The sequence below is a fragment of the Spirosoma pulveris genome, assembly GCF_054781875.1.
The window spans coordinates 990985-1017179 of record NZ_BAAGTO010000002.1 but is presented as its reverse complement, the minus strand read 5'-3'; the positions used below and the strand labels follow the sequence as shown (position 1 = coordinate 1017179).

At 47.2% G+C, this 26195-nt stretch carries 25 protein-coding genes; 11 read left to right on the top strand and 14 right to left on the bottom strand.

The features are described from left to right. Positions 1-11: 11 nt before the first annotated feature. The 5 genes from ACYVJM_RS12380 to ACYVJM_RS12360 form a co-directional block, all read right to left on the bottom strand. Positions 12-794 (bottom strand): WecB/TagA/CpsF family glycosyltransferase, encoded by a 783-nt coding sequence (locus ACYVJM_RS12380; RefSeq protein WP_461148536.1) that lies wholly within the window; start codon positions 792-794, stop codon positions 12-14. 510 nt (positions 795-1304) lie between these two features. Continuing rightward, positions 1305-2501, bottom strand: coding sequence for an endo-1,4-beta-xylanase (locus tag ACYVJM_RS12375; RefSeq protein ID WP_461148535.1), 1197 nt, complete (start codon positions 2499-2501; stop codon positions 1305-1307). A 573-nt stretch (positions 2502-3074) separates the two neighbouring features. Further along, complete coding sequence (locus tag ACYVJM_RS12370; RefSeq protein WP_461148534.1) at positions 3075-4064, bottom strand: glycosyltransferase family 9 protein; 990 nt, start codon at positions 4062-4064, stop codon at positions 3075-3077. Further along, the gene (locus tag ACYVJM_RS12365) at positions 4061-5680 is read right to left on the bottom strand and encodes a hypothetical protein (RefSeq protein WP_461148533.1); all 1620 of its coding nucleotides are present in this window, start codon (positions 5678-5680) and stop codon (positions 4061-4063) included. The genes ACYVJM_RS12370 and ACYVJM_RS12365 overlap by 4 nt, the downstream gene beginning before the upstream one ends. A gap of 73 nt (positions 5681-5753) precedes the next feature. Further along, on the bottom strand, positions 5754-6455 hold the full coding sequence (locus tag ACYVJM_RS12360; RefSeq protein WP_461148532.1) for a hypothetical protein: 702 nt from the start codon (positions 6453-6455) through the stop codon (positions 5754-5756). Positions 6456-6669: 214 nt separating this feature from the next. Between ACYVJM_RS12360 and ACYVJM_RS12355 the strand changes: the two genes are divergently transcribed. The 5 genes from ACYVJM_RS12355 to ACYVJM_RS12335 all read left to right on the top strand — a co-directional run bounded on the left by ACYVJM_RS12355 (position 6670) and on the right by ACYVJM_RS12335 (position 13281). After that, entirely contained in the window at positions 6670-7755 is a 1086-nt protein-coding gene (locus ACYVJM_RS12355; protein WP_461148531.1) for an acyloxyacyl hydrolase, read from the top strand. 247 nt (positions 7756-8002) lie between these two features. Continuing rightward, the gene (locus tag ACYVJM_RS12350; protein WP_461148530.1) at positions 8003-9505 is read left to right on the top strand and encodes a capsule assembly Wzi family protein; all 1503 of its coding nucleotides are present in this window, start codon (positions 8003-8005) and stop codon (positions 9503-9505) included. Between the two features lie 20 nt (positions 9506-9525). Beyond that, entirely contained in the window at positions 9526-11139 is a 1614-nt protein-coding gene (locus tag ACYVJM_RS12345; RefSeq protein ID WP_461148529.1) for an ArnT family glycosyltransferase, read from the top strand. A gap of 152 nt (positions 11140-11291) precedes the next feature. Further along, positions 11292-12260, top strand: coding sequence for an NAD-dependent epimerase/dehydratase family protein (locus ACYVJM_RS12340; RefSeq protein WP_461148528.1), 969 nt, complete (start codon positions 11292-11294; stop codon positions 12258-12260). Between the two features lie 10 nt (positions 12261-12270). Beyond that, entirely contained in the window at positions 12271-13281 is a 1011-nt protein-coding gene (locus ACYVJM_RS12335) for a glycosyltransferase family 2 protein (RefSeq protein WP_461148527.1), read from the top strand. Here ACYVJM_RS12335 and ACYVJM_RS12330 read toward each other — a convergent pair. From ACYVJM_RS12330 to ACYVJM_RS12315, 4 genes are all read right to left on the bottom strand, one after another. Beyond that, a complete protein-coding gene (locus ACYVJM_RS12330) occupies positions 13273-14046 on the bottom strand; it encodes a tyrosine-protein phosphatase (protein WP_461148526.1) in 774 nt (257 codons plus the stop codon). The two genes, ACYVJM_RS12335 and ACYVJM_RS12330, sit on opposite strands and share 9 nt — an antisense overlap. 366 nt (positions 14047-14412) lie before the next feature. Further along, a complete protein-coding gene (locus ACYVJM_RS12325; RefSeq protein ID WP_461148525.1) occupies positions 14413-14649 on the bottom strand; it encodes a hypothetical protein in 237 nt (78 codons plus the stop codon). 129 nt (positions 14650-14778) lie between these two features. Continuing rightward, complete coding sequence (locus ACYVJM_RS12320) at positions 14779-14910, bottom strand: hypothetical protein (RefSeq protein ID WP_461148524.1); 132 nt, start codon at positions 14908-14910, stop codon at positions 14779-14781. A gap of 69 nt (positions 14911-14979) precedes the next feature. After that, positions 14980-15732: a LytR/AlgR family response regulator transcription factor gene (locus ACYVJM_RS12315; protein ID WP_461148523.1), complete on the bottom strand. Its 753-nt coding sequence runs from the start codon at positions 15730-15732 to the stop codon at positions 14980-14982. A 545-nt stretch (positions 15733-16277) separates the two neighbouring features. Between ACYVJM_RS12315 and ACYVJM_RS12310 the strand changes: the two genes are divergently transcribed. Continuing rightward, the gene (locus tag ACYVJM_RS12310; protein ID WP_461148522.1) at positions 16278-16727 is read left to right on the top strand and encodes a hypothetical protein; all 450 of its coding nucleotides are present in this window, start codon (positions 16278-16280) and stop codon (positions 16725-16727) included. Beyond that, entirely contained in the window at positions 16728-17216 is a 489-nt protein-coding gene (locus ACYVJM_RS12305; protein ID WP_461148521.1) for a DUF5990 family protein, read from the top strand. A 165-nt stretch (positions 17217-17381) separates the two neighbouring features. Here ACYVJM_RS12305 and ACYVJM_RS12300 read toward each other — a convergent pair whose 3' ends face one another. From ACYVJM_RS12300 to ACYVJM_RS12290, 3 genes are all read right to left on the bottom strand, one after another. Beyond that, the gene (locus tag ACYVJM_RS12300) at positions 17382-17954 is read right to left on the bottom strand and encodes a DUF2911 domain-containing protein (RefSeq protein ID WP_461148520.1); all 573 of its coding nucleotides are present in this window, start codon (positions 17952-17954) and stop codon (positions 17382-17384) included. Positions 17955-18093: 139 nt separating this feature from the next. Next, a complete protein-coding gene (gene glmS, locus ACYVJM_RS12295; protein WP_461148519.1) occupies positions 18094-19932 on the bottom strand; it encodes a glutamine--fructose-6-phosphate transaminase (isomerizing) in 1839 nt (612 codons plus the stop codon). A gap of 211 nt (positions 19933-20143) precedes the next feature. Then, positions 20144-20950: a glycogen/starch synthase gene (locus ACYVJM_RS12290; protein ID WP_461148518.1), complete on the bottom strand. Its 807-nt coding sequence runs from the start codon at positions 20948-20950 to the stop codon at positions 20144-20146. A gap of 138 nt (positions 20951-21088) precedes the next feature. Between ACYVJM_RS12290 and panC the strand changes: the two genes are divergently transcribed. After that, on the top strand, positions 21089-21931 hold the full coding sequence (gene panC, locus ACYVJM_RS12285) for a pantoate--beta-alanine ligase (RefSeq protein ID WP_461148517.1): 843 nt from the start codon (positions 21089-21091) through the stop codon (positions 21929-21931). Between the two features lie 13 nt (positions 21932-21944). Here the strand turns inward: panC and ACYVJM_RS12280 are convergent, their stop codons facing one another. Next, positions 21945-22679, bottom strand: a complete 735-nt coding sequence (locus tag ACYVJM_RS12280) for a M15 family metallopeptidase (protein ID WP_461148516.1) — start codon at positions 22677-22679, stop codon at positions 21945-21947. Positions 22680-22730: 51 nt separating this feature from the next. On the opposite strand from ACYVJM_RS12280, the gene ACYVJM_RS12275 reads away from it, so the two are divergent. Continuing rightward, positions 22731-23966 carry a nucleoside recognition domain-containing protein gene (locus ACYVJM_RS12275; protein ID WP_461148515.1) on the top strand — a complete coding sequence of 412 codons (1236 nt, stop codon included), beginning with the start codon at positions 22731-22733 and terminating at the stop codon, positions 23964-23966. A gap of 70 nt (positions 23967-24036) precedes the next feature. Next, entirely contained in the window at positions 24037-24213 is a 177-nt protein-coding gene (locus ACYVJM_RS12270; RefSeq protein WP_461148514.1) for a hypothetical protein, read from the top strand. Position 24214: 1 nt separating this feature from the next. Here ACYVJM_RS12270 and ACYVJM_RS12265 read toward each other — a convergent pair whose 3' ends face one another. Beyond that, entirely contained in the window at positions 24215-24877 is a 663-nt protein-coding gene (locus tag ACYVJM_RS12265) for a DUF1345 domain-containing protein (protein ID WP_461148513.1), read from the bottom strand. A 109-nt stretch (positions 24878-24986) separates the two neighbouring features. Here ACYVJM_RS12265 and ACYVJM_RS12260 point away from each other — a divergent pair, with 109 nt between their 5' ends. Then, on the top strand, positions 24987-26000 hold the full coding sequence (locus tag ACYVJM_RS12260; protein ID WP_461148512.1) for a hypothetical protein: 1014 nt from the start codon (positions 24987-24989) through the stop codon (positions 25998-26000). The last annotated feature ends 195 nt before the right edge of the window (positions 26001-26195 follow it).

The following is a 26195-nucleotide window of genomic DNA, read 5'->3' as shown; positions in this document are numbered from 1 at the left end:
TCTATTTTGCTTTAATTCTGTGAAGTAATTCCTAAGACTCGCTGGCTGACAATCTGACGTACCACATAAAAAATATATTGGGAATTAGTGATAGCGTAACGCTTGAATAAACGCCGGGGCTCTTGTGATAAGCGAAATAACCATTCTAAACCTGACTTTTGCATCCATACAGGTGGTCTTTTGATATTACCAACGAAATAATCAAATGCTGCTCCAACTGCCATCATTACTGAGTTTACCTCGCCTAAGTGTTGCGATACCCAAATTTCCTGCCGTGGGCAACCTCGTCCAACTAGAACAATGTTGGCTCCAGAGGCATTTATTTTCTTGATGTCTTCGGCTTTTTCATCAGGGGTTGCATCCCGGAATCGATCTACGTGAATGCCACAGATAGTAACACCAGGGAAGGTTTGCGGAATGTACTCTTTAAGCTTAGCCAGTGTTGATGCTGTGCTGCCATAAAGGTAAACTTTCAACTGCTGTTCTCCGGCCGCTTTTAATACATGACGCGTAAGGTCAGGTCCGTAAACCCGATCTTTCAAAGCAGCTTTGTTGAAAGCATTCAATGCCCACTGAACAGGTTTACCATCGGGAACGACCATGTTTATTCGAGATACATGTTTACCGATTGTTTCGCTGTGTTTAGATTCCATCAAGCCGTGAACGGCCAGTGCTGAAACACCAAAACTAGTTCGGGTTGTGGCGTTCTCAATGATAATTTTGGTTGCTGATGCATAATCAACCGAGGCATAAGGAATACCGAACAAAAACGTTTTTGAGAATTGAGTATCCATAAGTATCACTTTTAGGATTATTGTATATATATTAATAGAATTCAGATTATTTGGTCAATCATACAGTCTTGGCACATGAAAGTGTGTGATATAAATTGTATGGTTTTCGAATAGCTACCATTGAAAATTTTTCGTAAAAGCAGGTTGTTGAAAAACCTGTGAGTTAGAATTAGGGATATAAATCGACGCCTAATTCATAGAAAACTCTATATAAATAGTATTTAATATTTATACATGCAATATAATAAAGAACACTAATAGGAGTCAACGTTTACAATGTATTTATAAAATAAATAAATTGTAAACATATAATTTGTAATATGAGTGTATAGATTGGTATTAATGATTAGTTACTTAAAAAGACAGAAGAGGATAGTAATAGGTATAGATATCTGTATTAGTTTGTTTATATCAATGCCGGGGGCCAAAATCAAGGGGACAGCAATTCATGTTGCTGTCCCCTTGATTTTGGCCCCCGGCATTGATAAGCCTCAGTAGTAATAGCGAGTTTTATTTAATAAGACCAGCAATTAAGCCGTAAAAAGCGGGTTTCTTATTGTATGTTTTGTCGAGAATACATGGTGCATCTAATTTTCCATTCTGCTTAACTATCCAACTGTCAGCATCACTGAAGTCCCATAGGGTAATTCCATATTGTTGCTGTTTAGGGACGGCTTGTTTGTATGCAGCAGCTACATATTCATATTTGGCTTGCTGAGCAGTGAGCAGTTTGTCGGAAAACACCATCGGCTGATTATTGTCAGGGTTGATTTTAATATCTAGCTCTGACACGTGAATTTGCAAACCCGTGGTGCTTAGTTGTTTAAGAGAATTGATGATGCCAATATTAGAAGTGTTAATGCTGATATGTGTATGTGATCCAAATCCGTGTATAGGGATATTTTCCCGTTTAAATTCTTTAACCATGTTAAGTATAGACTGTACTTTGGCTGGGTAAGACTCTATTCCAAAATCACTATAAAAGAGCAAAGCATCCGGATCAGCATCGTGTGCCCATATAAAACAACGCTTTATAAATGCCATGTATGCCGCATCGCTAGGGTATAATTGGCGAAAAGCCGTCTGTCGGATAGAACCTGAGTTGTCAAAAATTTCGTTCGCAACGTCCCAGCCCTTCATCTTTCCCTTGTACCGACCGACGATAGTTTGAATATGATTTTGAACAGCTTGTTCAAAATCTGATGTGCTACCAGAAAAGTTTAACAACCAATCTGGAGCGGAAACATGATATAAAAGACAGTGGCCATGTAAACGCATTGGGTTTGTTTTCACAAATTTTACCCAATAATCTTGCTCAGTGAAGTCGAACTGCCCCCGGACATGCTCAATCCTCATATAAGCATGTACAGTCTTTGAGTTGAACTGGTTAATAAACAGGTTATAGTTTTTTGTTGATCGAGCAATGATGGCTGAATTGAATGCTGCTCCAATTGGAAAAGGAGCGACCGATTTCAGCGTACTGTTGCTATCAATACCGGCGGTTATCCGTGTACCTGAGATCGTATAAACTTCCGATGTATCGGTTGGCTGAACAATGTCAGCACTCGGATTACAACTGGTTAAGTTGAGCGCAATTGAAAACAAGGTGGCAATCATAACAACAACGCGAAAAGAGCGGACGGTTGATGAAAAATACGAATTTCCGTCGCTCTTATTGTTTACGCGTGTTGAGGTAGAAGTTGTCATAGCTTTGATCATTTAGCGGTGTGCCTTGATCAAAGTTGACTGCCTGGAAAAGGGCTAGTAAAGACTATTCGATGACTTGTCCATTCTACTGGTTATTCAGCAAATTATGCTAGATAATGCGTCTTTTAGAGCAGGAAATATTGGACTTTACTAAGTTTGATTAATTTTAATAAAATATTTTATTGAGCCTTCAATTAAGAACTAGATATATGTATTTTGCTGTTTTAGAGCATTTTAAGATCATTTATATGGGGTAATGGATAAGTTATTATTAACGAAAAGGCTATCAATAATTAAATGTGTTTACAATTAAAATTGTTATTTACTTATATGAATCTATTATTTATTAATGTTAAGTATAGGTATAAGAAATGGCTATATACGTAATAAAGAATATAGATTGAACAGGGTATAAATTGACCTATACCTACAACAAATTTATGAAGTAAGACCTCAGTTCAAAGACAAAAATCTGACGTATTATTGCTGTACGCAGCTTGAAAGGAAGAGAAAAAATAATCGAACTTTAATACTACCCGGTGGCTGTCAAATAGAGTGATACGATAGATAAAGCTATACCTGCGCTTGCTTCAGGCTGTTCTGAAGAAAGGTAGGATCAATTGAAAAGGCAAGGTCATTCATACAGCGATAATGACCGAGAGGGCATTGGTTGTGGCCAATTTTTGAACAAGGTCGGCAACCAAGAGTAGAATTCTCCACAATAAGGTGCCGGGTTTTATACGGGTACATGCCCAACTGAGGTGTGGTACTTCCCCAAATGGACACAATAGTTTTTTTGAAGGCAGCAGCTATGTGCATAAGCCCTGTGTCGTGGCTGTACACCATCTCGGCTTTTTGAAGTAATAAGGCCGATTGGTTGAGGGGGAGTAAACCACAGGTGTTATAAATTAGCGAATCACCAAGTTGCTGCCTGATTTGTTCCCCTGCCTCCCGGTCGTGCTCATCACCAAGTAAGACAATGGGTCTGTCTATTTTTCGGCACAGCTCAATCATGCGCTCTACGGGTAAACGCTTGGTGGCGTGCTGGCCACCGAGTGCATAGGCTACGTACGATGATTGGTGCGTATAGGGTAGTGGAGTGGCTGTCTGCTGGTCTTCGGCGGGGATAAAATAATCCAGTCCTCGCCCGTCGTTGACTACTCCAAGCGGCAAGATTGTATTCAAATAACGGTCCACAATATGAACGGATGGCATCACCTGTAGCTTAAACCGCACATAAAGCCATTTTCGGATATTGATCTTGTTAAACGTAAATGACCGCACACCCAGCAGTTTTTTGATGATATTGGTTCTAAGGTTTGTATGCAAATCAACGATTAAATCGTAACGTTCCTCACGAAGCTGACTGATTAGTGCGAGCAGACTATCATCCAGGTAATGGCATTTGTCTATGTAGGGGTTATGCGCAACAAGCGATTGGTACCGGCGCTTGGTACAGTAATGAATCTCAACGCCGTCAAGTTGTTGCTTTAAACACCGGATCACCGGGGTTGTCAGGACGATGTCGCCAATGGACGAAAAACGTAGGATCAGTATTTTCATTTGCAATACGTGTCTGCCTTGATTTTGAGTGTCCACTCCGATTTATCGATCAAGTAATTACTCTGCCGTAATGGCCAACTGGCTCCTCCATCGGTACTGGCTCTAAAGTCATAATAACGGCCCACCTTTAACTTGTAGGAAACAACTTTACGATTGCTTCGGGTAACCTGTATAAGATCATTCCAGGTATTTTTCCCTGCTTCACTATACTGGGTTTTCATGATAGCCGGTAATAAGGATTCATCCAGCTTTGTTCCGGAAGGGCAGGAGAATTTAATCTCCAGTGTTACGGGCGGGGGCTCTGGTAAGGCACCCAGATTAATGGCAATGGGCGTTTGGTCGCAGGTGAGCCCCGGTGCCGACTCGCCAATCAGTCCGCCTTTTGCCCCTTTACCCCAGGCATCAGTTTCATCAAAAACCTGAAGTTTGAGCCGCCGGTTTTTCGATTGGTTATACGCTCGTATAAATGCACCATTGTTTGCGTTGGCGTAGAAGGTGGAAACCTCGTTGCCGGTAGCGACATCGATCAGTTTGCAGAGGTAGTTCACATCAACATTAGCTAATTGGCTGCTCACTTTAAACACAGGCCCCGACGCACAGATGACCTCGGCCCAGCCTACTACGAAAGCCGCTGCTCTGGTTGCATTGACGGTGTACTCGAGTTTGCCTGTCTGCTGGTTTTTCCTGACTACACCCGGCTTTTCTTCCTGCCATTGGTTGGTTAGTTCGTCGTAACTGAACAGTGGAATGGAGTCGCCCACTTGAATAGCCCGGTTTTTGACCGAGTTGAAGGTCTGTTGATAAAGCTCCATGGTTAAAGGAACCGCCGGAGCTACTGTAGTGGCCAACTGGAACTGGTTATTATAGATTTGTAGGGTCGTGGAGCCAGCAAGTGACAGGAACCGCATAGTGCCCTGCGAAGCCCCGCCCGTTCGAGCGGCAACGGAAGACATAATGCCTCCGCCCGGCACATACCGGGCCGCTTGTCCATTTCGGCCGTTTGTGTGGATAAGTACCATTGTCAGGTTGCCGTTGACCGTATGGCCGTCCCGGTCGCTAAGTTGCGTACCCGTCAGAAGGGTCGCGGTTGCCCGGTCGACGTCCGTACCCTGGGGCGTTGTGCTAAGGCTTACCGTTGCCGCGACAACACCATTGGCGGTAATGCCTGCTGTTGTACGGGCCGCATTGAGCGTAACGGGTGGTTTATTGATGTTGATCCGGCGGACCGAGCGGGATTGCTGTTTTACATCGGAGATAGTAACCGGCTGGATAACCGTGAGGTAGTCGTTAGCCTCCACAACGATGGAGAAGCGAAGTGGCTTTTGTGCCGAATAAACGGTTTCAGGAGAAGGTGCCACCATTAGCACCCCGTCACTATTTAGTTTGTAACGCGTGGAATTTAGGGTGGTTACGATCTGGCTGGCATCGGGTCCGGCTATGGTAACCTGATTGACAGACGGCATCGGGTTACCGGCCGGGTCATAGAAGCGGTATGTTACGATTCCATCCTGAAGCGGATCTTTCAGCCCTAATTTTACCCCGTCGAGTGGGTTTTTGCAGGCGTTAAGTCCAGTGTTCAACACCAGGAGTAGGTAAACAAGATGACGGAGTTGCATAGCGAAAGCGTTAATGAGCGATAAGACGCGTGGCAAAGTGATGGGCCTGTTGAAGCTGCCATGCGGTTTCAGATTAGTTACTTCCTGTTAGTCTGTATGACAGGGTTAAATTGATAGATGGCAGGTAACGGTAGTTCGACAGGTTGCGCTCAACAAGCGGTACCTGTTCGTCAATTGTTGTCGTCTCCAGAAACCCTTCGTAATCGAGGTGGACGCTGGGTTTGCCCAGGTAAAATAGCCCCATCTCAAACCCGACGCCAAACCGGCTTTTAGGTATACTGCGGCCAAACCCCCAACCCAGGTAGCCCACTACCGGATGCCATCGAAACGCCAGATTCACTGTTCCAACATCCTGTGGCAATAGCTCCAGCCCGTCGAGCGTCAATTTATCCTTGGTTGTCAGTGTCAGGTGCAGGTCCGGATGCCAGGTGTAGCCTACACCTCCCGTCACATAAAATGAACTGCGCCGAAAGGGGTGCCAGGTGAGATTAGCCTCCGCTATGCCAATGGTGAAGTCTGGCTTGATCTGTAAATAGGAATCTTTAGCAGCCTTAATCCCTATTTCTTTCTGGTAGGAAACATAATGTCCACCCACGCGCCATGTGAGTCGCCGGGCGCTATTCAACTGCCGACTATAAAACACACCCGGCCCCGTTGTGCCAAGATGAACGCTGACTGCCTGCCTGTGTAATGAATCGACCTGTAGAATTGAAGCCCGATATACTGGCTTAAGACTTAACCAGTTCAATAAGATGCAGGCAGTTATATGAATCATAGCAAGGAATGGTTATCACATTATATTATAGTATACTATATATATTTATTATATGGTAAATTTATATATTTATTTTATAAATTTGATGGATATTGTTAACTAATATATCGTGTTTTTTCAAATTATGTAAATCATTTGTTAGATAGTGCTTAAGAAAATTGCGAACTCATGGCTATTTATAATTATAAATTACTGTAAATCAGATATATATATCATGAGATATTACTTAGCTATATGGTTAGTCAGCTGGGGCTGTGTTTCGGCGATGAGTCAGGTGCCTGAACCGGAAGAACGGGAACTAGGCATAGTGGCGCTGGCTGGTTTAACGAAAGCGAGTCACGTAACACCTGCTTCGACACAAACCCCGGTTGGAGTCGAATTGCGCTATAGCGTATTGCATACGCGTCGCCAATCGTGGGAACAGTGTCAGTGTTTTTTTCGGTCCGGCGTTTTTGTCAATGCCTACTCCTTCCGTAATCCAACCGTACTGGGACAGTCGATAGGAGGGGGACTATTCTATGAGCCTGTTCTTGTACACCGTCTCCACTGGGATCTTTCGGTTCGCGCTCTGGCAGGTATTACGTATGTTTCGCGGAGCTACGGAGCCATCACTAATCCGGGTAACGTGGCGTTTGGAACACCCGTTAACGGGTTAATTGGTGCAGGTTTATACGGCCGTTTTACCCTGGCACCTGGCTGGCGTTTACTCGCTGGATTGGATTATAAACACATCTCTAACGCGGGTGTCCGACTACCGAATCAAGGGCTCAATATTCCTGTTATTTCCCTTGGTATTCAGCGCTATACAAGTAATAGTCGTTTGCCCGATACACACAACTGGCAACCGCCCCTAATGGGTAAACGCTGGATGTTTCGTGCGTTGGCCATAGGGTCGGCTAAAGTACTGGAAGCTACCGATCGCAGTCCGGAGCAGGCTTACCCCATTTTCGGCATGAACCTGATAGCGGGTTACCACCTTACCCGGTCTCATGTGGTATCAGGTGGTCTGGAAGTTATCGACGACCATTATTTTAAGGAGCAAATTATTCATTGGACGGGTCGGTACCAGCCGTATCGGCAGGGGACGCTATTAGCGGGTTATGAGTTCTGGCAGGGGCACTTTTCATTTACGGCTCATATGGGCTGGAACGCCATACGTCCGGGCTGGTACAAGCCCGCTTCGTATCAGAAATATGGATTGCTCTACCGATTTACGAATGGATTTACAACGGGCGTTGTCGTGAAGGCTTATGGCGATAATACCAAGAACTTTCAGGCAGTGACGGGAATGACTTTTTGATTGAACCGATTTGAAATCGATCTGAGAAATAGTTTGATAATTAACTAGCGGTATTGGGAAATTATAATTAACGAATAAATTGTATACATTATACTGTTGTTATATAATTATTGTAAATAATGTGGGTATTTTTTACTAAGATTGTTGGACGTTAGCCTATAGATAATACATATATATAATTAGCCTGTATATAATTAGCCTGGTATTTCCTCCATATGTGTCCCGGCTACTAAATGATAGCTACTTTATGACCTATTCATTACGGTTTATTCTTTCTCTTGCCACTAATGTTATTGTTCCTCGTTTATTTGCTCAGGCTGTTCCCGATACGGTAACCGCCCGGCAGAGCTTTATCGTCGAAACGGGCGGGTTTGCGTCTTCGTCCCCAAAAACTCCGTTTTGGTTCCGGTCACGCCAGTACGGAACAGTCCCATTAACCGGGCCGGCCGGGATTGTACGAGTAGGTGTGACAAGGCAGTTCGGTGACTCTCAGCGCATACACTCAAAAGTAGCGATCGAAGGAGTTGCCAATGTAAGTACTCAATCGCGGCTGATCCTGCCGGTAGCTCACGTCAGCCTGTTATCCAGGAATTTTGAGTTGTATCTGGGTCGTAAGCGCGAAGTATTTGGCCTGGTCGATACGCTGTTATCGATGGGCTCATATGCGTGGTCGGGGAATGCACTACCGATCTACAAACTCCAATTGGGCACCCGGGGGTATGTGCCTTTAGGCTTTACCAAAGGGGTAGTCGCCTTAAATGGAATGTATGCCCACGGCTGGTTTAGTAACACCGATTCTATTCAGAACTCGTTTCTGCATCAGAAAGCGTTATTTCTTCGCTTTACCCTTTTCCATAATCGGGTTCGTTTGTATGGAGGTGTAACGCATTATGCTCAATGGGGTGGCCGTTCCAGTAAAGACAGGCTGGGTACTACAGTCAATGGTAAAATTCCTAGTTCTTTGAGTACTTATAAAGATATCATTTTGGTTAGGCAACCACCTAATGACCGCACCCAATACAGCAGTATTGACTTGGCGAATCAGGCAGGAAATCATTTGGGTTCTATTGATGTGGCTTTGGATGTTGATGGTGGGCAGGGCAACTGGCTTCTGTATTACCAGCATCCTTTTGAAGATAAGTCCGGTGTCGCTTTTAAAAATTTACCGGATGGACTATACGGTGTTCGTTGGAAAAACATACGCATTAATTCACATACTGGCCTTGTGATCAGACAGGTAACTGCTGAGTTGTTGACAACTTTAAGTCAGTCCGGATTTAATTTTGACATTAATAATCGTCTGTACAATGGGGCTGATGACTACTTCAATAACTACCAGTATCTTGATGGATGGACACACCGCCAACGGGTAGTCGGAACCCCCTTCTTGACCCGCTGGCAGGATGCTCGTGTCGATCTGCGTGATCTCAAAGGGGGATATGAACGTCGTGGGTTAATGATGATCAGCAATAACCGCGTGCAGGTGGGGCATCTGGGTATACTGGGCGAATGGCCATCCGGCGTACAACTCCGGGCACTTCTGTCCTTTAGTCGTAACCTGGGGCGACCCATCAGCAGCGACCCGCGTACCCCACTGACCCAGTTTTCGGGTATGGCTCAACTCATGCTGCCTGTCTCATGGTTAGGAGGCACACAGCTAAATCTGGCCGTAGCGCTCGATCAGGGACAGTGGCTGACGAATAGCCTTGGAGGGTGGTTGAGTTTACGTAAGGTTATTCAGAAACGATAAAACAAACTGGCTGGTATAATATGGAAAGTCTGACAACCGCCAATCGGCTCGCTGTTCGGTCAAAAACCGATTGGTGGCCATTGATCCTGTGTTCAGGGCTGGTGTTTACGCTGGTCTCTCACCTGGGATTGATGCCACTCGATACGGGCGATGAGGCTCGCCGGGCGTTGGTGTCGCTGGAGATGATGCTGTCTGGCGATTACCTAACGCCCACGCTACACGGCGAACGTTACTTTAACAAGCCACCTCTGTTTAACTGGCTCATTATTGCTTCCTACCGGCTATTCGGCAACTATTCGTCTTTCGCTTTGCGGTTTCCCATGCTGGTTTCCCTGCTGTTGCTGGGGCTTGTGTTGTTCCGGTTTGTTCGAAAAGAAATAAACCCGGTAGTAGGTGGGGCAGCTGCCCTGATGATGCTTACGAACGGACGGGTATTGCTGTATGACTCAATGCTGGGGCTGATTGAGATCACGTTCGCACTCGTTACGTATACGGCCATTATGCTGGTGTATCACTACGATCGAAAACAGTCGTACTGGTGGCTTTACCTTACCACCTACGCCCTGACGGCTATTGCCTTTCTGCTGAAGGGCCTACCTCCGCTGGCCTTTCAGGGACTGACCTTGCTGGGCTGGTTCGTTTACACGCGTCGCATCCGTTTGCTTTTCCATCCGGCTCATTTCGCGGGTATCGGATTATTTGTTCTTATTACGGGGGCGTACTACTGGGCGTATTTCAGCCGGAACGCAATCCCTTTGCAGGACGTAGCGGGGGTTTTGTTCACCGAAAGTGCCAAGCGTACCGGACTTTACTTTGGCTGGGGCGCGACCTTGCTTCACCTGATTACGTTTCCGTTTGAGCTTACTTACCATTTTGCCCCGTTCACGCTGTTGGCGGTTTTGCTGCTGCGTCGCGGAATTGGGAAAATTCTGGCAGAAGACCCTTTTGTTGCCTTCAATGCGGTGTCATTCAGCTCTACGGTAATCATTTACTGGCTTTCGCCCCAGGTCTATGGCCGTTACCTGATCGGGTTAATGCCCATGCTGTTTACCGTACTGGCCTACCTCTATTATGAACACAGCCGCCCGGCTAGCCGTGGGCGGTGGTGGGTTGAACGCATATGGCTGGTCACGACGGTTGTATTGGCTGCAGGTTGCTGGGCTGTCATGTTCTATCCTGTAACCCGTGTGCTGCCTGGTGCATTGGCTAAAACGGCGGTTCTTTCTGTCCTGCTATCGGGCCTGGCCTGGCTTATGATTCGGGATACCCATAATCGGCTTCGTCTGATGATTGCGGTGCTGATTGTAGTTCGGATGGGATTTAACTGGTTTGCCCTGCCGGGTAGGGCCGCCAAACGTGAGTTCTATAAAGACACGGCTGTTAAAGCGGCCCGCCTGACGCTGGGCCATCCCTTGTACGGTTATAAAACGACAGTAGGGGATGGTCCGGCTACGGATGTCAGCTCATTCCATATCACTCTCGTACGGGGCAACATTTTACAAAGAACCAATAAAAAGATACCAGGTGCCTTTTACATCGCCGATTCCGTTAGTCTGGCGCACCAATCCGTCAGGACCATTGGTCAGCTTGTCCTGTTTGATCGACACCCGGCGTCTATTGTCGTATTTAAGTAAGGGTCTTAAGTAACCCGTCAGGGTTAACGGATAACCAGATCATTAGTGGAGAAGTGGTTTTGTAGACTTTGTGAATAAATCTTTCTTATTCTTATGTATCTATGCTATTTGTAAACAAGATATATATAAATTAGATAAAAAGTTAATATGGTATGACGATTCTGATTACGGGAGGAGCCGGCTTTATTGGTCACACACTAACCCGTCATTTGTTGACATTGGGGCATAAGGTGTTGCTGCTTGATAATTTCAATGCCAGCTACGATCCCGCCATTAAATGGCAGCATATACACTCTATTCGGCATCTGCCGGGCTGGTCATTGTATCAGGGTGACATCCGCGACGCTGGGTTACTGCATCAGATTTTTAAGGCTCATCGGGTCGATGGGGTTATTCATCTGGCGGGTCTGGCGGGCGTTAGACCATCGCTGCAGAATCCGTCGGCTTACATGGAGCATAATGTAAACGGGACCGCTGTTTTATTGGATGCCATGCGTTTGTTCAATATCAAACGCTTTGTGTTTGCGTCATCATCGTCCGTATACGGTAGCCGGTCGGGAGGGGTATTCCTGGAAACGGATTCGGCCGAAAACTCGGTGTCGCCTTACGCCTTGTCGAAGCGGGCGGCCGAACGGCTGTGTCAGCACCATCACCAACTGCATGGTCTCCAGGTGTTCTGTCTGCGTCTGTTTACCGTGTATGGTCCGCAGCAACGACCCGATATGGGTATCTCCCGATTCATTCATCAATTGACCAGCCAACAGCCGATTACGCTTTTTGGGGACGGACTGAGCCGACGGGATTACACATACGTCGATGACATTGTGGCGGGGATAAGCCGGTCAATTGAGCGGGTGAAGGGCTGTGAAATTATTAATCTGGGTAGTGCTCATCCTGTAACCCTGCTGGAATTGATTGCCCTGCTCGAACAGCTTACCAAACGGCGTGTGCCAATCAACTGGCTGACCGACCAGCCCGGCGATGTGCCGTATACCCATGCATCCATCGAAAAAGCACGTCGGCTACTGGATTATCAACCCGCTACCGACCTCATGGAGGGCTTACGTACCATGGTGAATCAGGCCCAGCGAACACAGGTTTATGCCCAGTCAATCGACTAATTTAAGGCTTATGAAAAATCGACCGTACGTGTCTGTCGTGGTTTGTGTTTATAACGAATCCGGAAACAATCAACCTTTACTGAAGCAGCTTGATCTGGCATTGCAACCGCTGGATTACGAGCTTATTTACGTTAACGATGGCTCAACAGATGCAACACTCGCTGAGTTGTTAGCCGTTCGAAATGATCGACTGACCGTCCTGGATCTGCAAAAGAATTACGGGCAGAGTGCGGCTTTGTCGGCGGGTATTGATGCGGCAAAGGGTACGTTTATTGTTACAATGGATGGCGATCAGCAAAATGATCCGCTGGATATTATTCCCATGCTTCGGATAGCCGAAGAACAGGACGTTGATCTGGTAATGGGTCGTCGGCATAATCGCCAGGACAACAGTTGGCTGCGTGTGTGGCCCAGCCGACTGGCCAATGGCCTTATCCGGCGCGTGCTCGATCTTCCCATTGATGATAATGGCTGTGCTCTAAAAGTATTTCGAGCCGATTTTGTGAAGCGAATTGGCTTGTACGGCGAGTTGCATCGGTTCATTGCGGCACTGGCCCATCTGGATGGTGCCCGAATTGTACAAGTACCCGTTCGCCATCACCCGCGCCGAATTGGTCAGTCAAAATATGGGCTGGGACGAACGGGTCGGGTTCTAAGTGATTTGCTCTTGCTACTCTTTTTCAAACGGTACCTGAATAAGCCGATGCACCTGTTTGGTGGGTTGGGGATGCTGTTGCTGTCGGGCGGCTTTTTTCTGTCCATGCGATTTTTGTGGACTGCAGATACCGCCATCACCGATCTCGACCGGTTTGCCGTAGGAGCTATCTGGCTGCTGGCCGGACTCCAGTTTCTGGCGTTTGGGGTAAGCCTGGATTTGCAAATGCGCACATACTACGAGTCTCAGGGTAAAAAAAATTACATCATTCGGCGCACTTATTCCTGTCAGGCAGTGGTACCCGAACCGGTAAGGCGGTTGGTGTATGGCCAAACAGAATTTGTTGGGCCAGGGTACTCACTCTAAAAGCAACGATTCGTTTCGCAGGGGCTGGGCACGGAGTAATTCATATTCTGGTAGAGAAAATAACGAGCCAAGAGCCGCCAGGTCTTCCGGCCGATGGAGGTCACTGCCAATAAAATCGACCCAGTTGTTCTTCAATATGCGCTGGGCCTGCGTGCGGACCTTTCGGCCATACCGGCCGGTTAGGGAAAGCCAATTGAGTTGAAACAGGCAACCCATGTCATGGAGCCGGGCCAGGCTGGCTTCGTCGGTATGGTAATACGTATACCGTTCAGGATGAGCAAGTATGGGCGTGTATCCTCGAGTTTGAAGGCGAAATAAAATGTCGTCCAGTTGTTGAGGGGCGGATACCCAGCCAGTTTCAATGAGTAGATAACGTTCTTTTCCAAACGTCAGGAGGTCATTTTTATCGATCAGGTCCGGAAAAAACTCGTCAAGCATGTATTCTGCGGCAACGTCAATTTTTATCGCAAGGCCGTTCTCATCGGCTAATCGCTGTAATTCCAGCTGGCCCGCCCGTAACGAATCCGAAGAGTTGGGGTACCAGTCCCGGCTGACGTGCGGTGTGGTAATAACGCGTTGAATTCCCCAATCGGCCATTTGCTGCAGGCAGACAAGGGCTTCCTCGGAGTTATTTACGCCATCGTCAACGTCGGGAAGTAGGTGCGAATGCATATCGACCCGCCAAAAACAAGCGTCCTCTACGGCTTTTGGGTCGCTTGCCGGATTCTGTATGAATCGCGTTTTTAACTGTTTCCAAAGATTCATAATGTTGTAATCTGGTCAAATCTACAAAATCAGTTGGCTAACAAAAAACGGGGTTGCGTCAACTGTCTGTAAGAGAGCCAATTAAGAAAATGTCTATGTTTTTGATGTACAGGCTAAGCTCTATCTCTTTGATAAGAAATCGGACTACTACGCTGGCGCACCTGTTAAGCAGATTTGAATAAGAAGTAAAGCAATGTATTATTTACTTTAAAGATAAATTATAAGTTAAGTCTGTACCCTCTATGTAGACATATATTCTAACGATTGTAAAAATAATGTTTATTTATTTATATAACTTACTATATGGCCTGTTTAATGTCTACTGAATTAAAAACACGATCAAACTGAATGCTTACAATGGTTCCTTTACTGGCTCACTATCAATAAATAACTTGCTCTGGTTGAGCCGGATAGACTCCCGCCCCGTTCCTTTCTTGTCCGCTGTGCCCCACCACCCACCCCCGATTCGTTGATGCTCAACCAGGTGATGTTGGGCTGCTGGACGGTACTTATGCGAATGGAGCCGCCCCGAGGGGTAAACTTAATGGCGTTGTGAATCAGGTTGCGTTGCACAAACTCGAGTTGCACTTCATCGGCTGCCACAGAGAACTTTTGAAAGCAGGTGCTTAAAGACAGGTGTTTGTTTTTTAATTCGTATGTGCACAAGTACAGAACCGACTCCATAATTTTGAACAGGTTCACTTGGGTCAGTCTGGCCAGCAGGTTACTTCGCTAAAGAGTGGACCCGTGGAGCAGGTTGTCCAAGGTCAGGTAGACTCCGGCAACGCTCTGCATAAGCTGTCCCGTACGCTGCTGAAAGTCCTGTGGAGCTATATAGCCTTTCTGAACGAATACAAGTTGCACGAGATGATAAATTTGCGTCATCTGTAGCAAAAACCTGTTCAATACAACAACTAATCAGTTTACGAGTAATCAGTCTGTCTTTGCGCTGATGCCAAGCTTTTGTAATTGTTCGTGTACACTAGTTTGATAGGTAATACCAATAGGGATTTTGGTGGTTTTAATCCAAACAGCTTTCGAGTCCAGTCGTTTCAAATGGGTAACGTTCACTATATACGATTTATGAATGCGGATAAAACGTTCGTTTGGGAGGTCTTCAGATAAAATGGATATCCGTTTATTAACTGCAAAGACACCATCTAAAGTGTGAACTTTAATATAAAGTCCATATGCTTCAATATATAAAATGTCATTGTAAGCGAACCGCTCTAAGCGCCGGCCGCATTTCAAATAAATTTCTTCCTTTTGTGGCGTGAAGGCTGGTTTAACTTCGTTAGCTGTCTTTGTCTGGATAAACTCAAGTACACGACCCATACCCCGCAAAAACCGACTGAAATCGTAAGGTTTGGGTAAAAAATCAATGATATCGAAATCGTAGCAGTCGATGGCCAGTTCACTATAAGCGGATGTGACAATGACTGCCGGCGTGTTACGGGAAGCTTTTAATAAGTCCAGCCCACTCATGTCGGGCAAAGTAAGGTCTAAAAACAGAATATCGATTGGGGTAGTTGCCAGGGCTTTTAACGCGTCGACACCCGTTTGGCAAATTATCGGTTGGGAGAGAAAGTTAACCTGATTTATATAATGGCTTAACTGCTCAATAAAAGTGGGCTCGTCTTCGACTAATAATGTATTGTAAAGTACTTGCGATTCTACTTTATCCATGGTTAAATGCTTGTTACGGGTACGGGGTGTATACAAAGACTTTGTTGCTAAATGGCTTATTTATGATAGGAATTAAGCCACTTGGCAGTGTAGAAAACTACTATATGTAGAGAAAATTTAAAGTTGAGTAAAAATAATACAATAATGGAAGATCTAATTTTTTGTGGATAATTTTTTATCTTTAGTTTACTTATTCTATTTGTATGGGTAATTAATTTAAATTTTTATATTCATTAGAAAATAAAGTATATAAAGAGAGTTTAAAAATTGAGGAATACATAATAAAAGTGTTATTATGTTTTTGAAATGAAGCTTGACTGAACAAGTATAAGTTTGGAGTATATGATATACTGAATAAGTATATATGAAGAAATGCGTGCTAAAGGACCAGTATGATATAGCTATCCGCCTATAAGCATTGCTGCTTTTCTGATGGTTAAATTAAAAAGCAAAGCGTAACGACTTATTGCCTTATACAGTGAGCAACTGATAAACAGTAGACCAGTAATGGATTCGTCTCTGTATATTAATTTATTATACACTAAATGAAAGTTAAAAATCTCCTGTTCGTATTGCCCTTCATTTCTGCCTGCTTAAGCTGCAACTCTTCGCAAACACCGCCCCCACTGGTAGGCACCTGGGAACTGGTGTCGGCGACAAGTACCGAAAAAGATTCGACAGTTTCGACCTTCGATCCGACGCATAAAATGATCAAGATCATTAATGCTACGCACTTCGCTTTCCTGAATCACGCGGTGTCGAAGGACGATTCATCGGCAACTCGATTCAGTGCAGGTGGCGGCAAATACACCCTGGCCGATAGTGTTTATACGGAGAGTCTGGAATACTTCACCGACAAAGCGTGGGAAAACAACAAGTTTTCGTTCGTTATAAAGATCAAAGGCGATACACTCATTCAGAAAGGCGTGGAGAAGGTAGAAAAGTTGGGGATCGACCATATCATCATCGAGAAGTACAAACGCGTGAATGATTAGATGACTTTACTGCCGACTGTTCTGGTCGGATCAGGACCCGCAAAACAAATGAAGCAGGAATTAACGCTACGTATACGTTTGGAAAGTCCAACTGCGGGGGTCGATTTTGGCCTTCAGAGCGGAAGTGGTCATAACTACGATATTCTTCAGAAACAAAGGTCCGCTACACAGGATTTATGCTTCGAATGTTCGGTTGTTACTAAATCTGGCACCGACAATCAGCCTGATTTCGCTGGCCCCCTTGTTCAGGGACCACCGGCGAATCGGTTTGTTTATATCAACATTGGGAAGAGTGCCGGCCAACTCGATTCTATCTGGAGCCGCCGGTTGAAGGTTCCGCTAAAGGGGATCACGGCAGAAATGGTTGAGCAGATAATAGACAATTCTGCCAAACTGTTAGAAACGAAGGTTCCGGGAATAGGTAAGGACGGAGGACCAACTTGTGGAACTGTAAAGCCGTTCAATGGGTGGCATGTTGCCACGAAATAGGGTAAAAACGTTAAATCAGCATGGTGGTCGGCAACATACCCAAACCGGAACGACTACCTACGACAATTAAAAACGGGACTTTGTCTAATGAAGCCATTGTCGATTTGATACATGACGAAAGGGTTAAATTAAACAGGAGCCCTGAAACTCCCGTTTAATTTAGTCTCATAGGCCAATAGGAACCGCTACCACTGTGGTATCCCAACCCATGTACATAATGGCGTTTTTAGCATCTTTCTTCGCAAACTGAATGGAGAAGTTCTCCAGTGGACTCTCGGCTTTTTGTACCGGCACATTTACCCGAACCACGTCCAGCTTCTCATTATAGCTGTAAGCACCCCACTGATCAACGTCGGAGCTGAGGATGATTGTCCATTCGTTCTCATTCGGAATGGTTAACAAAGCATAGCTTCCTGCCGGTATTTTTTTGCCGCCAATCGTAACATCCTGATAGAATTTAATTTCCGGGGCTTCATTTGCACCAGCCCGCCATACTTTGCCGTAGGGGACCAACTTACCGAAAACTTCGCGACCGTTCTTGAAAGGGCGATTGTAGGTGATGCGAACCATGGCTTTATCGGTGCCGATTTTAGCGGGCGCAAACTTACGGTCATGCGCGTAGTCGTCCGGGTAATACGCCATGTCCATCGGCGTTTTGTCGAGACCTCTGAACGTCTGGGCATGAGTCGCTCCAGCGGCAAAGAGAATTAATCCAAGAAGTAAAGCTGTTTTCTTCATGTTGATAGATGACGTAGTCGGGAGTAATTTGATCTGTGGAGCCGAAAGTTGTGCACAAAACCTATTTATCGCAAATTAAGATGACTCATTACAGAAAAAGGCCCCGTATTGGAGCCTTTTTCTGTAATGAGTCATAAGCTTACTCGACTGTAACGGACTTGGCCAGGTTTCGGGGCTGGTCCACGTTGCGGCCCCGCATTACGGCGATGTAGTAGGATAGTAACTGCAAGGGCACCACCGACACCAGCGGCACCAGAATCTCATGCACCCTGGGGATTTCAATGGTGAAGTCAACCATACCAGGCAGGTGATTGTCGCCCTCCGTAGTGATGGCAATAACGCGGCCTTTCCGTGCTTTTACTTCCTGAATGTTGGACACCACCTTCTCGTACGAACTGTCCTGAGTGGCAATCACCACCACCGGCATGTCTTCGTCGATCAGCGCAATCGGGCCGTGCTTCATCTCAGCCGCCGGGTAACCTTCGGCGTGGATGTAACTGATCTCTTTCAGTTTCAGCGCTCCTTCCAGGGCAACCGGAAAGTTAAGACCCCGACCCAGGTAGATGAAGTTACGGGCATACGTGAAAATGTAGGCAATCTCCTTGATCTTGTCGGCTGCCTGTAAGACCTGTTCTACCTTGGCTGGAATGCTTTCAAGCTCCGTCAGCAACTGCCGGAACAGCGACTCCGAGAGCGTTCCTTTCCGATGAGCGGCTGCCAGAGCCATCAGCGTTAACACCGTCACCTGGGCCGTGAACGCCTTCGTGCTGGCTACCCCAATCTCGGGACCCGCGTGGGTGAAAGCACCTGCGTGGGTAGCCCGCGCAATGGACGAACCCACTACATTACAGACCCCAAAGATGGTTGCCCCCTTCGACTTGGCCAGTTCGATGGCCGCTAGTGTATCAGCCGTCTCGCCCGATTGTGAAATAGCGATTACAATGTCGCCCTCCTTGATAATGGGGTTGCGGTAACGGAACTCCGACGCGTACTCGACCTCCACCGGAATGCGGGCCAGCTCTTCGAAGATATATTCGGCCACCAGCCCCGCGTGCCAGGACGTACCGCAGCCAATGATGACGATGCGCTTTGACTTGGCCAGCTTGTCGAGGTAGTCTCGCAGGCCGCCCAACTGGAGGGTGCCCTCTTCGGCTTTGACCCGCCCCCGCATGGAATCGGCAATCGAGCGCGGCTGTTCGAAGATTTCCTTGAGCATGAAGTGGTCGAAGCCGCCTTTCTCAATGGCTTCCAGCTCCAGTTCCACCTTGTGGACGTAAGGGGTAGTGGTGGTGTTATCCAGCGTAACGACCGAGAGCTCTCCCTCTCTGATGATGGCTACTTCGTAATCGTTGAGGTAGATAACGTCCTTGGTGTACTCGACGATGGGAGTGGCATCGGAGGCCAGAAAAAACTCATTATCTCCTACGCCAATGACCAGGGGGGAGCCCTTCCGGGCGGCAATGAGCTGCGTAGGTTCGGTTTGGCTCATAATAACGATGGCATAGGCCCCGACCACTTCCTGGAGAGCCAGCCGAACGGCCTCTTCGAGAGTACCCCCATTGTTTTCCCAGATATCTTCGATGAACTGACCCAGTACCTCAGTATCGGTTTCGCTGGTGAATGTGTGTCCTTTTTTAAGCAGGGCCTGTTTGATGGCGGCATAGTTCTCGATGATGCCGTTGTGGATGATGGCCAGCTTGCGATGGAAGGAATAGTGGGGGTGAGCGTTGGCATCATTGGGTTCGCCGTGGGTAGCCCATCGGGTGTGGCCCATGCCGATGGTGGCCTGAACATCTTTTCCAATGAGTTCATGCTCCAGAGCGGCCACTTTGCCTTTCTTCTTATAGACGGCCAGACCCTGGTGATTGATGAGGGCAACACCGGCGCTGTCGTAGCCTCGGTACTCCAGTCGTTTCAGTCCTTTTATCACTAACGGGCAGGCTTCCCGATGCCCCACATAAGCTACAATGCCACACATAATCAGTAGTTGTCGGAACGCCGACACGTTTAGATTTTATCCGTATTATCCGGTTTGTTTATAATTGAATTGAATAAGGAAGAATATTTTTTTAGAGGTAAATAAACAACAAAAAGCCGGGAATTCCCGGCTTTTTAAGAGTCATTTTATAAATATTTGTAAATAATTGTTAATATTTATGATAATACGCTAAGTTAGCTATGTACTTGCGCTACCCTGCTAACTGTGTATAAAGGTTGTAGTAACGGTCCGTTACATCCTCATCGTCAACGGTGTCAAATTTATGCTCAGGGAAGTCGGTCATGATGGCATTAAGACTTTCGCTCGATTCTTCTTCAGCCCGGACAACGGCATCTGCATAAGTAGACCCAATTCGTATAAAGCCTTCGAAATCAGCTGTTTTTAATTCGGCCAGCATTTCATCGTCGATGTCCATCATGCGTGCTTTCTCAATGATGTCGCCCTCAAAACGGTGCTCAAAGGAGTTGTTATAGACTGTAAAAACCGACTTGGTGTCTTTAAACATTGGGTCGTTTTTATAGGTTGTTTTGAGATAAAGAGGAATCAGGGCGGTCATCCAGTCGTTGCAATGAACGATATCAGGCGCCCAGCCTAGTTTCTTAACTGTTTCCAGAACACCTTTGCAAAAAAAGATCGCCCGTTCGTCGTTGTCGTCGTAGAACCGGTTTTCTTTATCATGAAAGACATATTTCCGCTGGAAGTAGTCTTCGTTGTCAATAAAATATACCTGTAGTTTAGCGGTTGGAATCGAAGCTACTTTGATAATTAGTGGTTTTTCATCATCTCCTACGGCAATATTTATCCCCGACAACCGTACTACTTCGTGCAACCGATTTTTGCGCTCGTTGATAAGGCCAAAACGAGGCACCAGAATTCTAATTTCCATCCCGCGCTCCTGCATGGCTTGAGGCAATTTGCGGACGAAGTCAGCGACGTCAGACGTTTTCAGGAAAGGATTGATTTCGCTGGCAACATAAAGGATGCGAAGTTTGCTCATAAGTAGGGAAGCGTGTGTTGTCTGAGTGAACCAAAAAACTTGCAAAATTATACAAATTTTTCCCGTATTTCAATACGTTTTGTCCAAAAAAGATGCGGTTGATGTATTATTGCAGCCCCAAAAAAAGATTTGCCTGTTATGCTTCGTTTTGACACTATTGCCGCGCTGCGTCACCACCTGAGTTCGCTACGGTCTGAACAACAAACGATTGGCCTCGTGCCAACCATGGGCGCGTTGCACGAAGGTCATCTAACCCTTATCGACGCGGCACGTCGCCAAAATGGCGTAGTCGTGAGCAGTATCTTCGTTAATCCGGTTCAATTCAACAACCCCGACGATCTCGCCCGATATCCCCGTACACTGGAAGAAGATTGCCAGAAACTGGAAGCCGCCGGTTGTGATGTTGTGTTTGCCCCTTCGGTAGTTGAAATGTACCCTGAGTCGCCAACGTTAAAAATAAACTTCGGTGAACTGGAGACGGTGATGGAAGGCGCTTTCCGGCCGGGTCATTTTAACGGCGTGGGTATTGTTGTCGCCAAACTGTTCAATATTATACAGCCCGATAAAGCCTATTTTGGTCAGAAAGACCTGCAGCAGGTGGCGGTAATCCGGCAACTCATTCGCGACCTCAGTATACCGGTTGAGCTGGTTCGGTGTCCGACTATTCGGGAGGCCGATGGGCTGGCTATGTCGTCACGAAACCGGAATCTTTCGCCCGATGAACGGCAACAGGCTACGGTGCTGTTTAAGGCCCTCATGCTGGCGCGCGAGCTGATGGCCGATGGTCATAGTCCCTCGCAGGCGAAAGCGGCTGTAACCGGCTTTTTTACGGGTAATCCGCATTTTCGATTAGAATACGTCGAGGTAGTGAATGCCGACACCCTCCAACTAGCCAATGAAGTGCTGGCACCGGGGCAAACGGCCATCTGTCTGGCCGCTCATTTAGGGAACGTCAGATTGATTGATAATCTGGTGTTTTGAGAACTGTGCCCCACTAATCCACAATCCGGAACATCATTTTTGCCTTCTCCCTCGATAGTGAATTGAAGTGCCACCACTCGAACTCGATGGGACTGAACCCGCCCTGCCGCATGGCTGTGCGCAGGATCTGACGGTTGTCGATTTGCTGCTGCGTTAATTTGCCGGATTGAAGAAGTTCTTTTTCGCGGGAGGGGTACGCCAGTTCACCAAAGAAGTCGTATTTGGTGCCCATGTCCAGTGGTTTGCCGTCGGACGTGGCAACGGTTAGATCGACGGCGCAGCCATAGTTGTGAATAGAGCCTTTGCGCGGGTCGGCTACGTACTTTTGGCGTTCATGCTCGGGTAAGTCGGGAAGGGCGTTCCATAGCTTCCACTGAGCGGAGCGGGGGCGGGCCGCATCATACACCAAAAGCCGTAGGTTCGGGTGATGAGTCTGTAGGTACTTGCTGGCTTCGGCGAGTTTTTTTGCGGCCATCGGTTGCATATATGCCCTCGTCAGGTCGCCATACACGTCCTTCCCGACGAAGTTGTCGGTGGTCGAATACTTCAGTTCGACCAGAATCGTCGGATCTACTTTCTGTATGTCGACAAGTCCCTGTTTGGCCATAGCGGCTTCAAAGTCCTGTGCTTTTAAGGGTGTGCCACAGAGATGCACAAAGACGCACAGAGCAGCATGGAGAAAAATCTTTGTGTATCTCTGTATTTTCTCCGTGCTGTTCTGTGGCTTAACTTTTTTACCGTTCATCATAACGCAAATAACGCCAAAACGCACTACTTTGCTTGCTAAACCGCCCGTAACATGGCCTTAAATTACATTTGGGTTGCCTTTTTTATCATTGCGTTTATCGTTGCGCTGGCCAAACTGATCTTCCTGGGTGACACCGAAATCTTCAAAATCCTGGTCGAGGGGCTGTTCGATTCGTCAAAGGTCGCCGTTATGGACATTGCCTTGCCATTAGCTGGGGTGATGACATTTTTCCTGGGACTGCTTAACATTGGCGAGAAAGCGGGAGCCATTAATTTCCTGGCCCGCATCATCGGTCCGTTCTTTCACAAGCTCTTCCCCGAAGTACCCCGCGACCACCCGGCAAACGGTCAGATGATCATGAACTTCTCGGCCAATATGCTGGGGCTCGACAATGCTGCCACACCCTTTGGGTTGCGGGCCATGGCGAGTTTACAGGAGTTAAACCCGACGAAAGAAACGGCCTCCAATGCTCAGATTATGTTCCTGGTGCTGCACACATCGGGCTTAACCATTATTCCATTGAGCATCATGGCGCAGCGGGCTATCCTGGGGGCTAAGGACCCGTCGGATATTTTTATTCCCTGCCTGATCGCTACATACGTGGCCACGGTGGTCAGCATGATTGCGGTGGCCATCAAGCAACGCATCAATTTGATCAATGCTACCATACTGGGCTGGCTGGGTGGTATCACGAGCCTGATTGGACTGGCCTTATGGTTCCTGTCGACGAAGACAAAAGACGAAATAGAGATCATTTCGAAGGTGACGGGGAATCTCGTGCTGATGCTCATTGTGGTGTCATTTCTGCTGGGGGCGATGCGGAAAAAGGTAGACATCTTTGATGCCTTCATCGAAGGTGCCAAAGGTGGTTTCGAGACTTCCGTTCGTATTATCCCGTACCTGGTTGGTATGCTCGTTGCGATCGGGGCATTCCGCAATTCCGGTGCTATGGATTATGTGATCGACGGGCTGAAATACGTGTTCAGCCTGACGGGCATCAACACCGAATTTACCGACGCGTTGCCGGTGGCTCTGATGCGGCCATTGAGCGGCTCAGGATCGCGTGCGCTGATGATCGACGCCATGAAGCAGTTTGGCCCCGATTCCTTTGTCGGGCGGCTGGCGTGCATGTTTCAGGGGGCGGCCGATACCACGTTTTACATTGTGGCGCTATACTTCGGTTCGGTCGGTATTCGCAATTCGCGGTATGCCATTCCGTTCGGATTATTCGCCGATTTAATGGGTGTTATTGCTGGTATTGCCCTCGGATATTTCTTCTTTCATTGAGCGAAAACCGGTATAAATTTGTTAGCTGAGTAGCTAATCCAACAAACTAACCGCTTCGGCGGATCACCGAATGAATATTACCCAGGTACGTGAACAACTCCACTTACTAATCGACGAGGTCGACGACATCTATGTACTCAACGGCCTTTACCGCAACCTGCTTTCCGACAAACGGCAGCGGGAAGAGTACGAAAAAGAGCAGTTGGAGAAAGCGAAAAAGCAGGTTCGGACGGGTAAGCACTCCTAGCCTAGTTAGCTAGTCCGCCAACCGTCAGGGCGATGATGATGGCGTTAAATCCAAATGATAGGATGCCATGAACCAGTGCCGTCCGACGCATGGGTTTTGAACTAACCGCTACATCGGAAACCTGACTGGTCATGCCAATCACAAATGAAAAGTAAGCAAAGTCCAGGTAGTCAGGTTCGTCGTCGCCGGGGAAGTCAAGCCCTCCCGTATGGGCTTTCTGGCTCTTATTATTGCCGTAAAACAAGTGCGCATAGCGGAGGGTAAATACCGTATGCACGAGCGTCCAGGCACTGGCAATGGCCGAGATCGCCAGTAGTCTGTTTCGTGGCCATTCAGGAGCATGCTTATCTGTTGAGTCGAGCAGTTCAATAACGGCGAAGAGGCTGGCTATGGCGGCTACGACAACGAAAAGTAAAATCAGTGTTCGGCTCGAATCCTCAAGGCTTGTCAATTTGGGCAGATCGCGGGGATGCGCAATGCTGATACTCGTCCACATGAGCACGAGTATTGTCAGAGCAAACGTTACCCACACAACGGTCAGGTGAGCGGCTACACTGAACCTGCCCGGAACCGCAAAATAAGCAACGACTGCCAAAAACAGACCAATCGCTAACCGGTGTTGAGAGTCCAGACGGGCAACAGAGCGCAGTGGATGTGTCGACATTTTCTAAAGGGGCGAACAAGTAGGTTGCGAAGAACGCTTTTCGCCCGATGCTGACCAAATTTCTGATCGCTCACGCTCAACCTTTTAATGTATTCAGTAAATAGAAAGAATGAATCAACCCCCTCAGCACCAACTCGTCCGAATTGGTACCGACAGCAACTCGCTCTCGAAGTCGCAGAAGGAATTTAATCGGTTAACGCAGAAAATAGAAGAAACGACGGCTGAACTAAGCCAACTGCGGGAGGCTTCGGACTACATCTACCAGCGGCTGCAGGCCGAATACCAACCGCTTGTCGATCAGTATATTCTGTTACGGGTTAATCTGGTTCGGCTGTTCGACCGGGCGTATGAGCATGACGACATCACAAGAGCAGAACAGAAAAAACTGGCTGACCTGATTCGAACCATCGCGTCCGACCTGATTTTTCAATACGATGTCGATAGTCTGGAGCCCATTTATGCCAAATATAAAACGTCCGACTTCGATGAGTCCGACCAGCAACTGGCGACATGGACAGAGGGCGATGATTCCGGGTACGAGTCGGACAGCATAGCCGCTCAGGAAGCCGCCGAAGCCGAACGCCAGCGGCAACGGGCCAGCAGGCCCAAGTCGGAGAAACGGTTGGCGCGTGAGGCCAAAAAGAAAGCCGATGAGCAGAACACCACCAAAGCCGTTCGGACCCTGTACATGGATCTCGTAAAGGCGTTTCATCCCGACCGCGAACCGGACGAGGCCGAAAAGGTGCGCAAAACCGAAATCATGCACCGGGTCATTGCCGCCTATGAAAAAAGTGATCTACTCGCCCTGTTTCGGCTGCAACTCGAATTCGAACGAATCGATCAGGCTCACCTGACATCACTGGCCGAAAGTCAGCTCAATTATTACAATAAAATCCTGCGGCAGCAGGCACAGGAGCTTGACGACGAACTGATCGCCTTGCAGAAACAACTGGCGCGTATGACGGGGAAATCCAAGTTTACGGCGGGTTCGCTGGTTGGCTTCGATATCAGTCTTAACAGCGATATGGGTCAACTCAAGCGGGATACGAAACAGTTGAAAAACGACCTGAAAGCCCTGGCCGATCTAAGCGTGCTTAAGCAGTGGCTGAAGCGCTATCGGTGAGGTGAGATACGGAAATTTAATATGTTTATAGAATAAATAGACTTCTCGTAGGCGAGATACCACTTTATCAGTTTCTGCAATATTCCCGGAAAAAACTATCTTCTCCAAGGATTATAGAGGGGAGGGTAATTATTTCAAAATTTTCAACAATCTTGCTATGTTATTTGGCACTTGTATAGCCTGAAGCCGCTTTTG

Bases quoted from the DNA above. Each gene is read 5' to 3' on its own strand.
- ACYVJM_RS12350 (WP_461148530.1), top strand. From the start codon at position 8,003: ATGACCTATTCATTACGGTTTATTCTTTCTCTTGCCACTAATGTTATT.
- glmS (WP_461148519.1), bottom strand. From the start codon at position 19,932: ATGTGTGGCATTGTAGCTTATGTGGGGCATCGGGAAGCCTGCCCGTTA.
- ACYVJM_RS12360 (WP_461148532.1), bottom strand. From the start codon at position 6,455: ATGATTCATATAACTGCCTGCATCTTATTGAACTGGTTAAGTCTTAAG.
- ACYVJM_RS12345 (WP_461148529.1), top strand. From the start codon at position 9,526: ATGGAAAGTCTGACAACCGCCAATCGGCTCGCTGTTCGGTCAAAAACC.
- ACYVJM_RS12275 (WP_461148515.1), top strand. From the start codon at position 22,731: ATGGCCTTAAATTACATTTGGGTTGCCTTTTTTATCATTGCGTTTATC.
- ACYVJM_RS12330 (WP_461148526.1), bottom strand. From the start codon at position 14,046: ATGAATCTTTGGAAACAGTTAAAAACGCGATTCATACAGAATCCGGCA.
- ACYVJM_RS12365 (WP_461148533.1), bottom strand. From the start codon at position 5,680: ATGCAACTCCGTCATCTTGTTTACCTACTCCTGGTGTTGAACACTGGA.
- ACYVJM_RS12300 (WP_461148520.1), bottom strand. From the start codon at position 17,954: ATGAAGAAAACAGCTTTACTTCTTGGATTAATTCTCTTTGCCGCTGGA.
- ACYVJM_RS12375 (WP_461148535.1), bottom strand. From the start codon at position 2,501: ATGACAACTTCTACCTCAACACGCGTAAACAATAAGAGCGACGGAAAT.
- ACYVJM_RS12370 (WP_461148534.1), bottom strand. From the start codon at position 4,064: ATGAAAATACTGATCCTACGTTTTTCGTCCATTGGCGACATCGTCCTG.
- ACYVJM_RS12355 (WP_461148531.1), top strand. From the start codon at position 6,670: ATGAGATATTACTTAGCTATATGGTTAGTCAGCTGGGGCTGTGTTTCG.
- panC (WP_461148517.1), top strand. From the start codon at position 21,089: ATGCTTCGTTTTGACACTATTGCCGCGCTGCGTCACCACCTGAGTTCG.
- ACYVJM_RS12335 (WP_461148527.1), top strand. From the start codon at position 12,271: ATGAAAAATCGACCGTACGTGTCTGTCGTGGTTTGTGTTTATAACGAA.
- ACYVJM_RS12310 (WP_461148522.1), top strand. From the start codon at position 16,278: ATGAAAGTTAAAAATCTCCTGTTCGTATTGCCCTTCATTTCTGCCTGC.
- ACYVJM_RS12265 (WP_461148513.1), bottom strand. From the start codon at position 24,877: ATGTCGACACATCCACTGCGCTCTGTTGCCCGTCTGGACTCTCAACAC.
- ACYVJM_RS12315 (WP_461148523.1), bottom strand. From the start codon at position 15,732: ATGGATAAAGTAGAATCGCAAGTACTTTACAATACATTATTAGTCGAA.
- ACYVJM_RS12280 (WP_461148516.1), bottom strand. From the start codon at position 22,679: ATGATGAACGGTAAAAAAGTTAAGCCACAGAACAGCACGGAGAAAATA.
- ACYVJM_RS12305 (WP_461148521.1), top strand. From the start codon at position 16,728: ATGACTTTACTGCCGACTGTTCTGGTCGGATCAGGACCCGCAAAACAA.
- ACYVJM_RS12290 (WP_461148518.1), bottom strand. From the start codon at position 20,950: ATGAGCAAACTTCGCATCCTTTATGTTGCCAGCGAAATCAATCCTTTC.
- ACYVJM_RS12340 (WP_461148528.1), top strand. From the start codon at position 11,292: ATGACGATTCTGATTACGGGAGGAGCCGGCTTTATTGGTCACACACTA.
- ACYVJM_RS12380 (WP_461148536.1), bottom strand. From the start codon at position 794: ATGGATACTCAATTCTCAAAAACGTTTTTGTTCGGTATTCCTTATGCC.
- ACYVJM_RS12270 (WP_461148514.1), top strand. From the start codon at position 24,037: ATGAATATTACCCAGGTACGTGAACAACTCCACTTACTAATCGACGAG.
- ACYVJM_RS12260 (WP_461148512.1), top strand. From the start codon at position 24,987: ATGAATCAACCCCCTCAGCACCAACTCGTCCGAATTGGTACCGACAGC.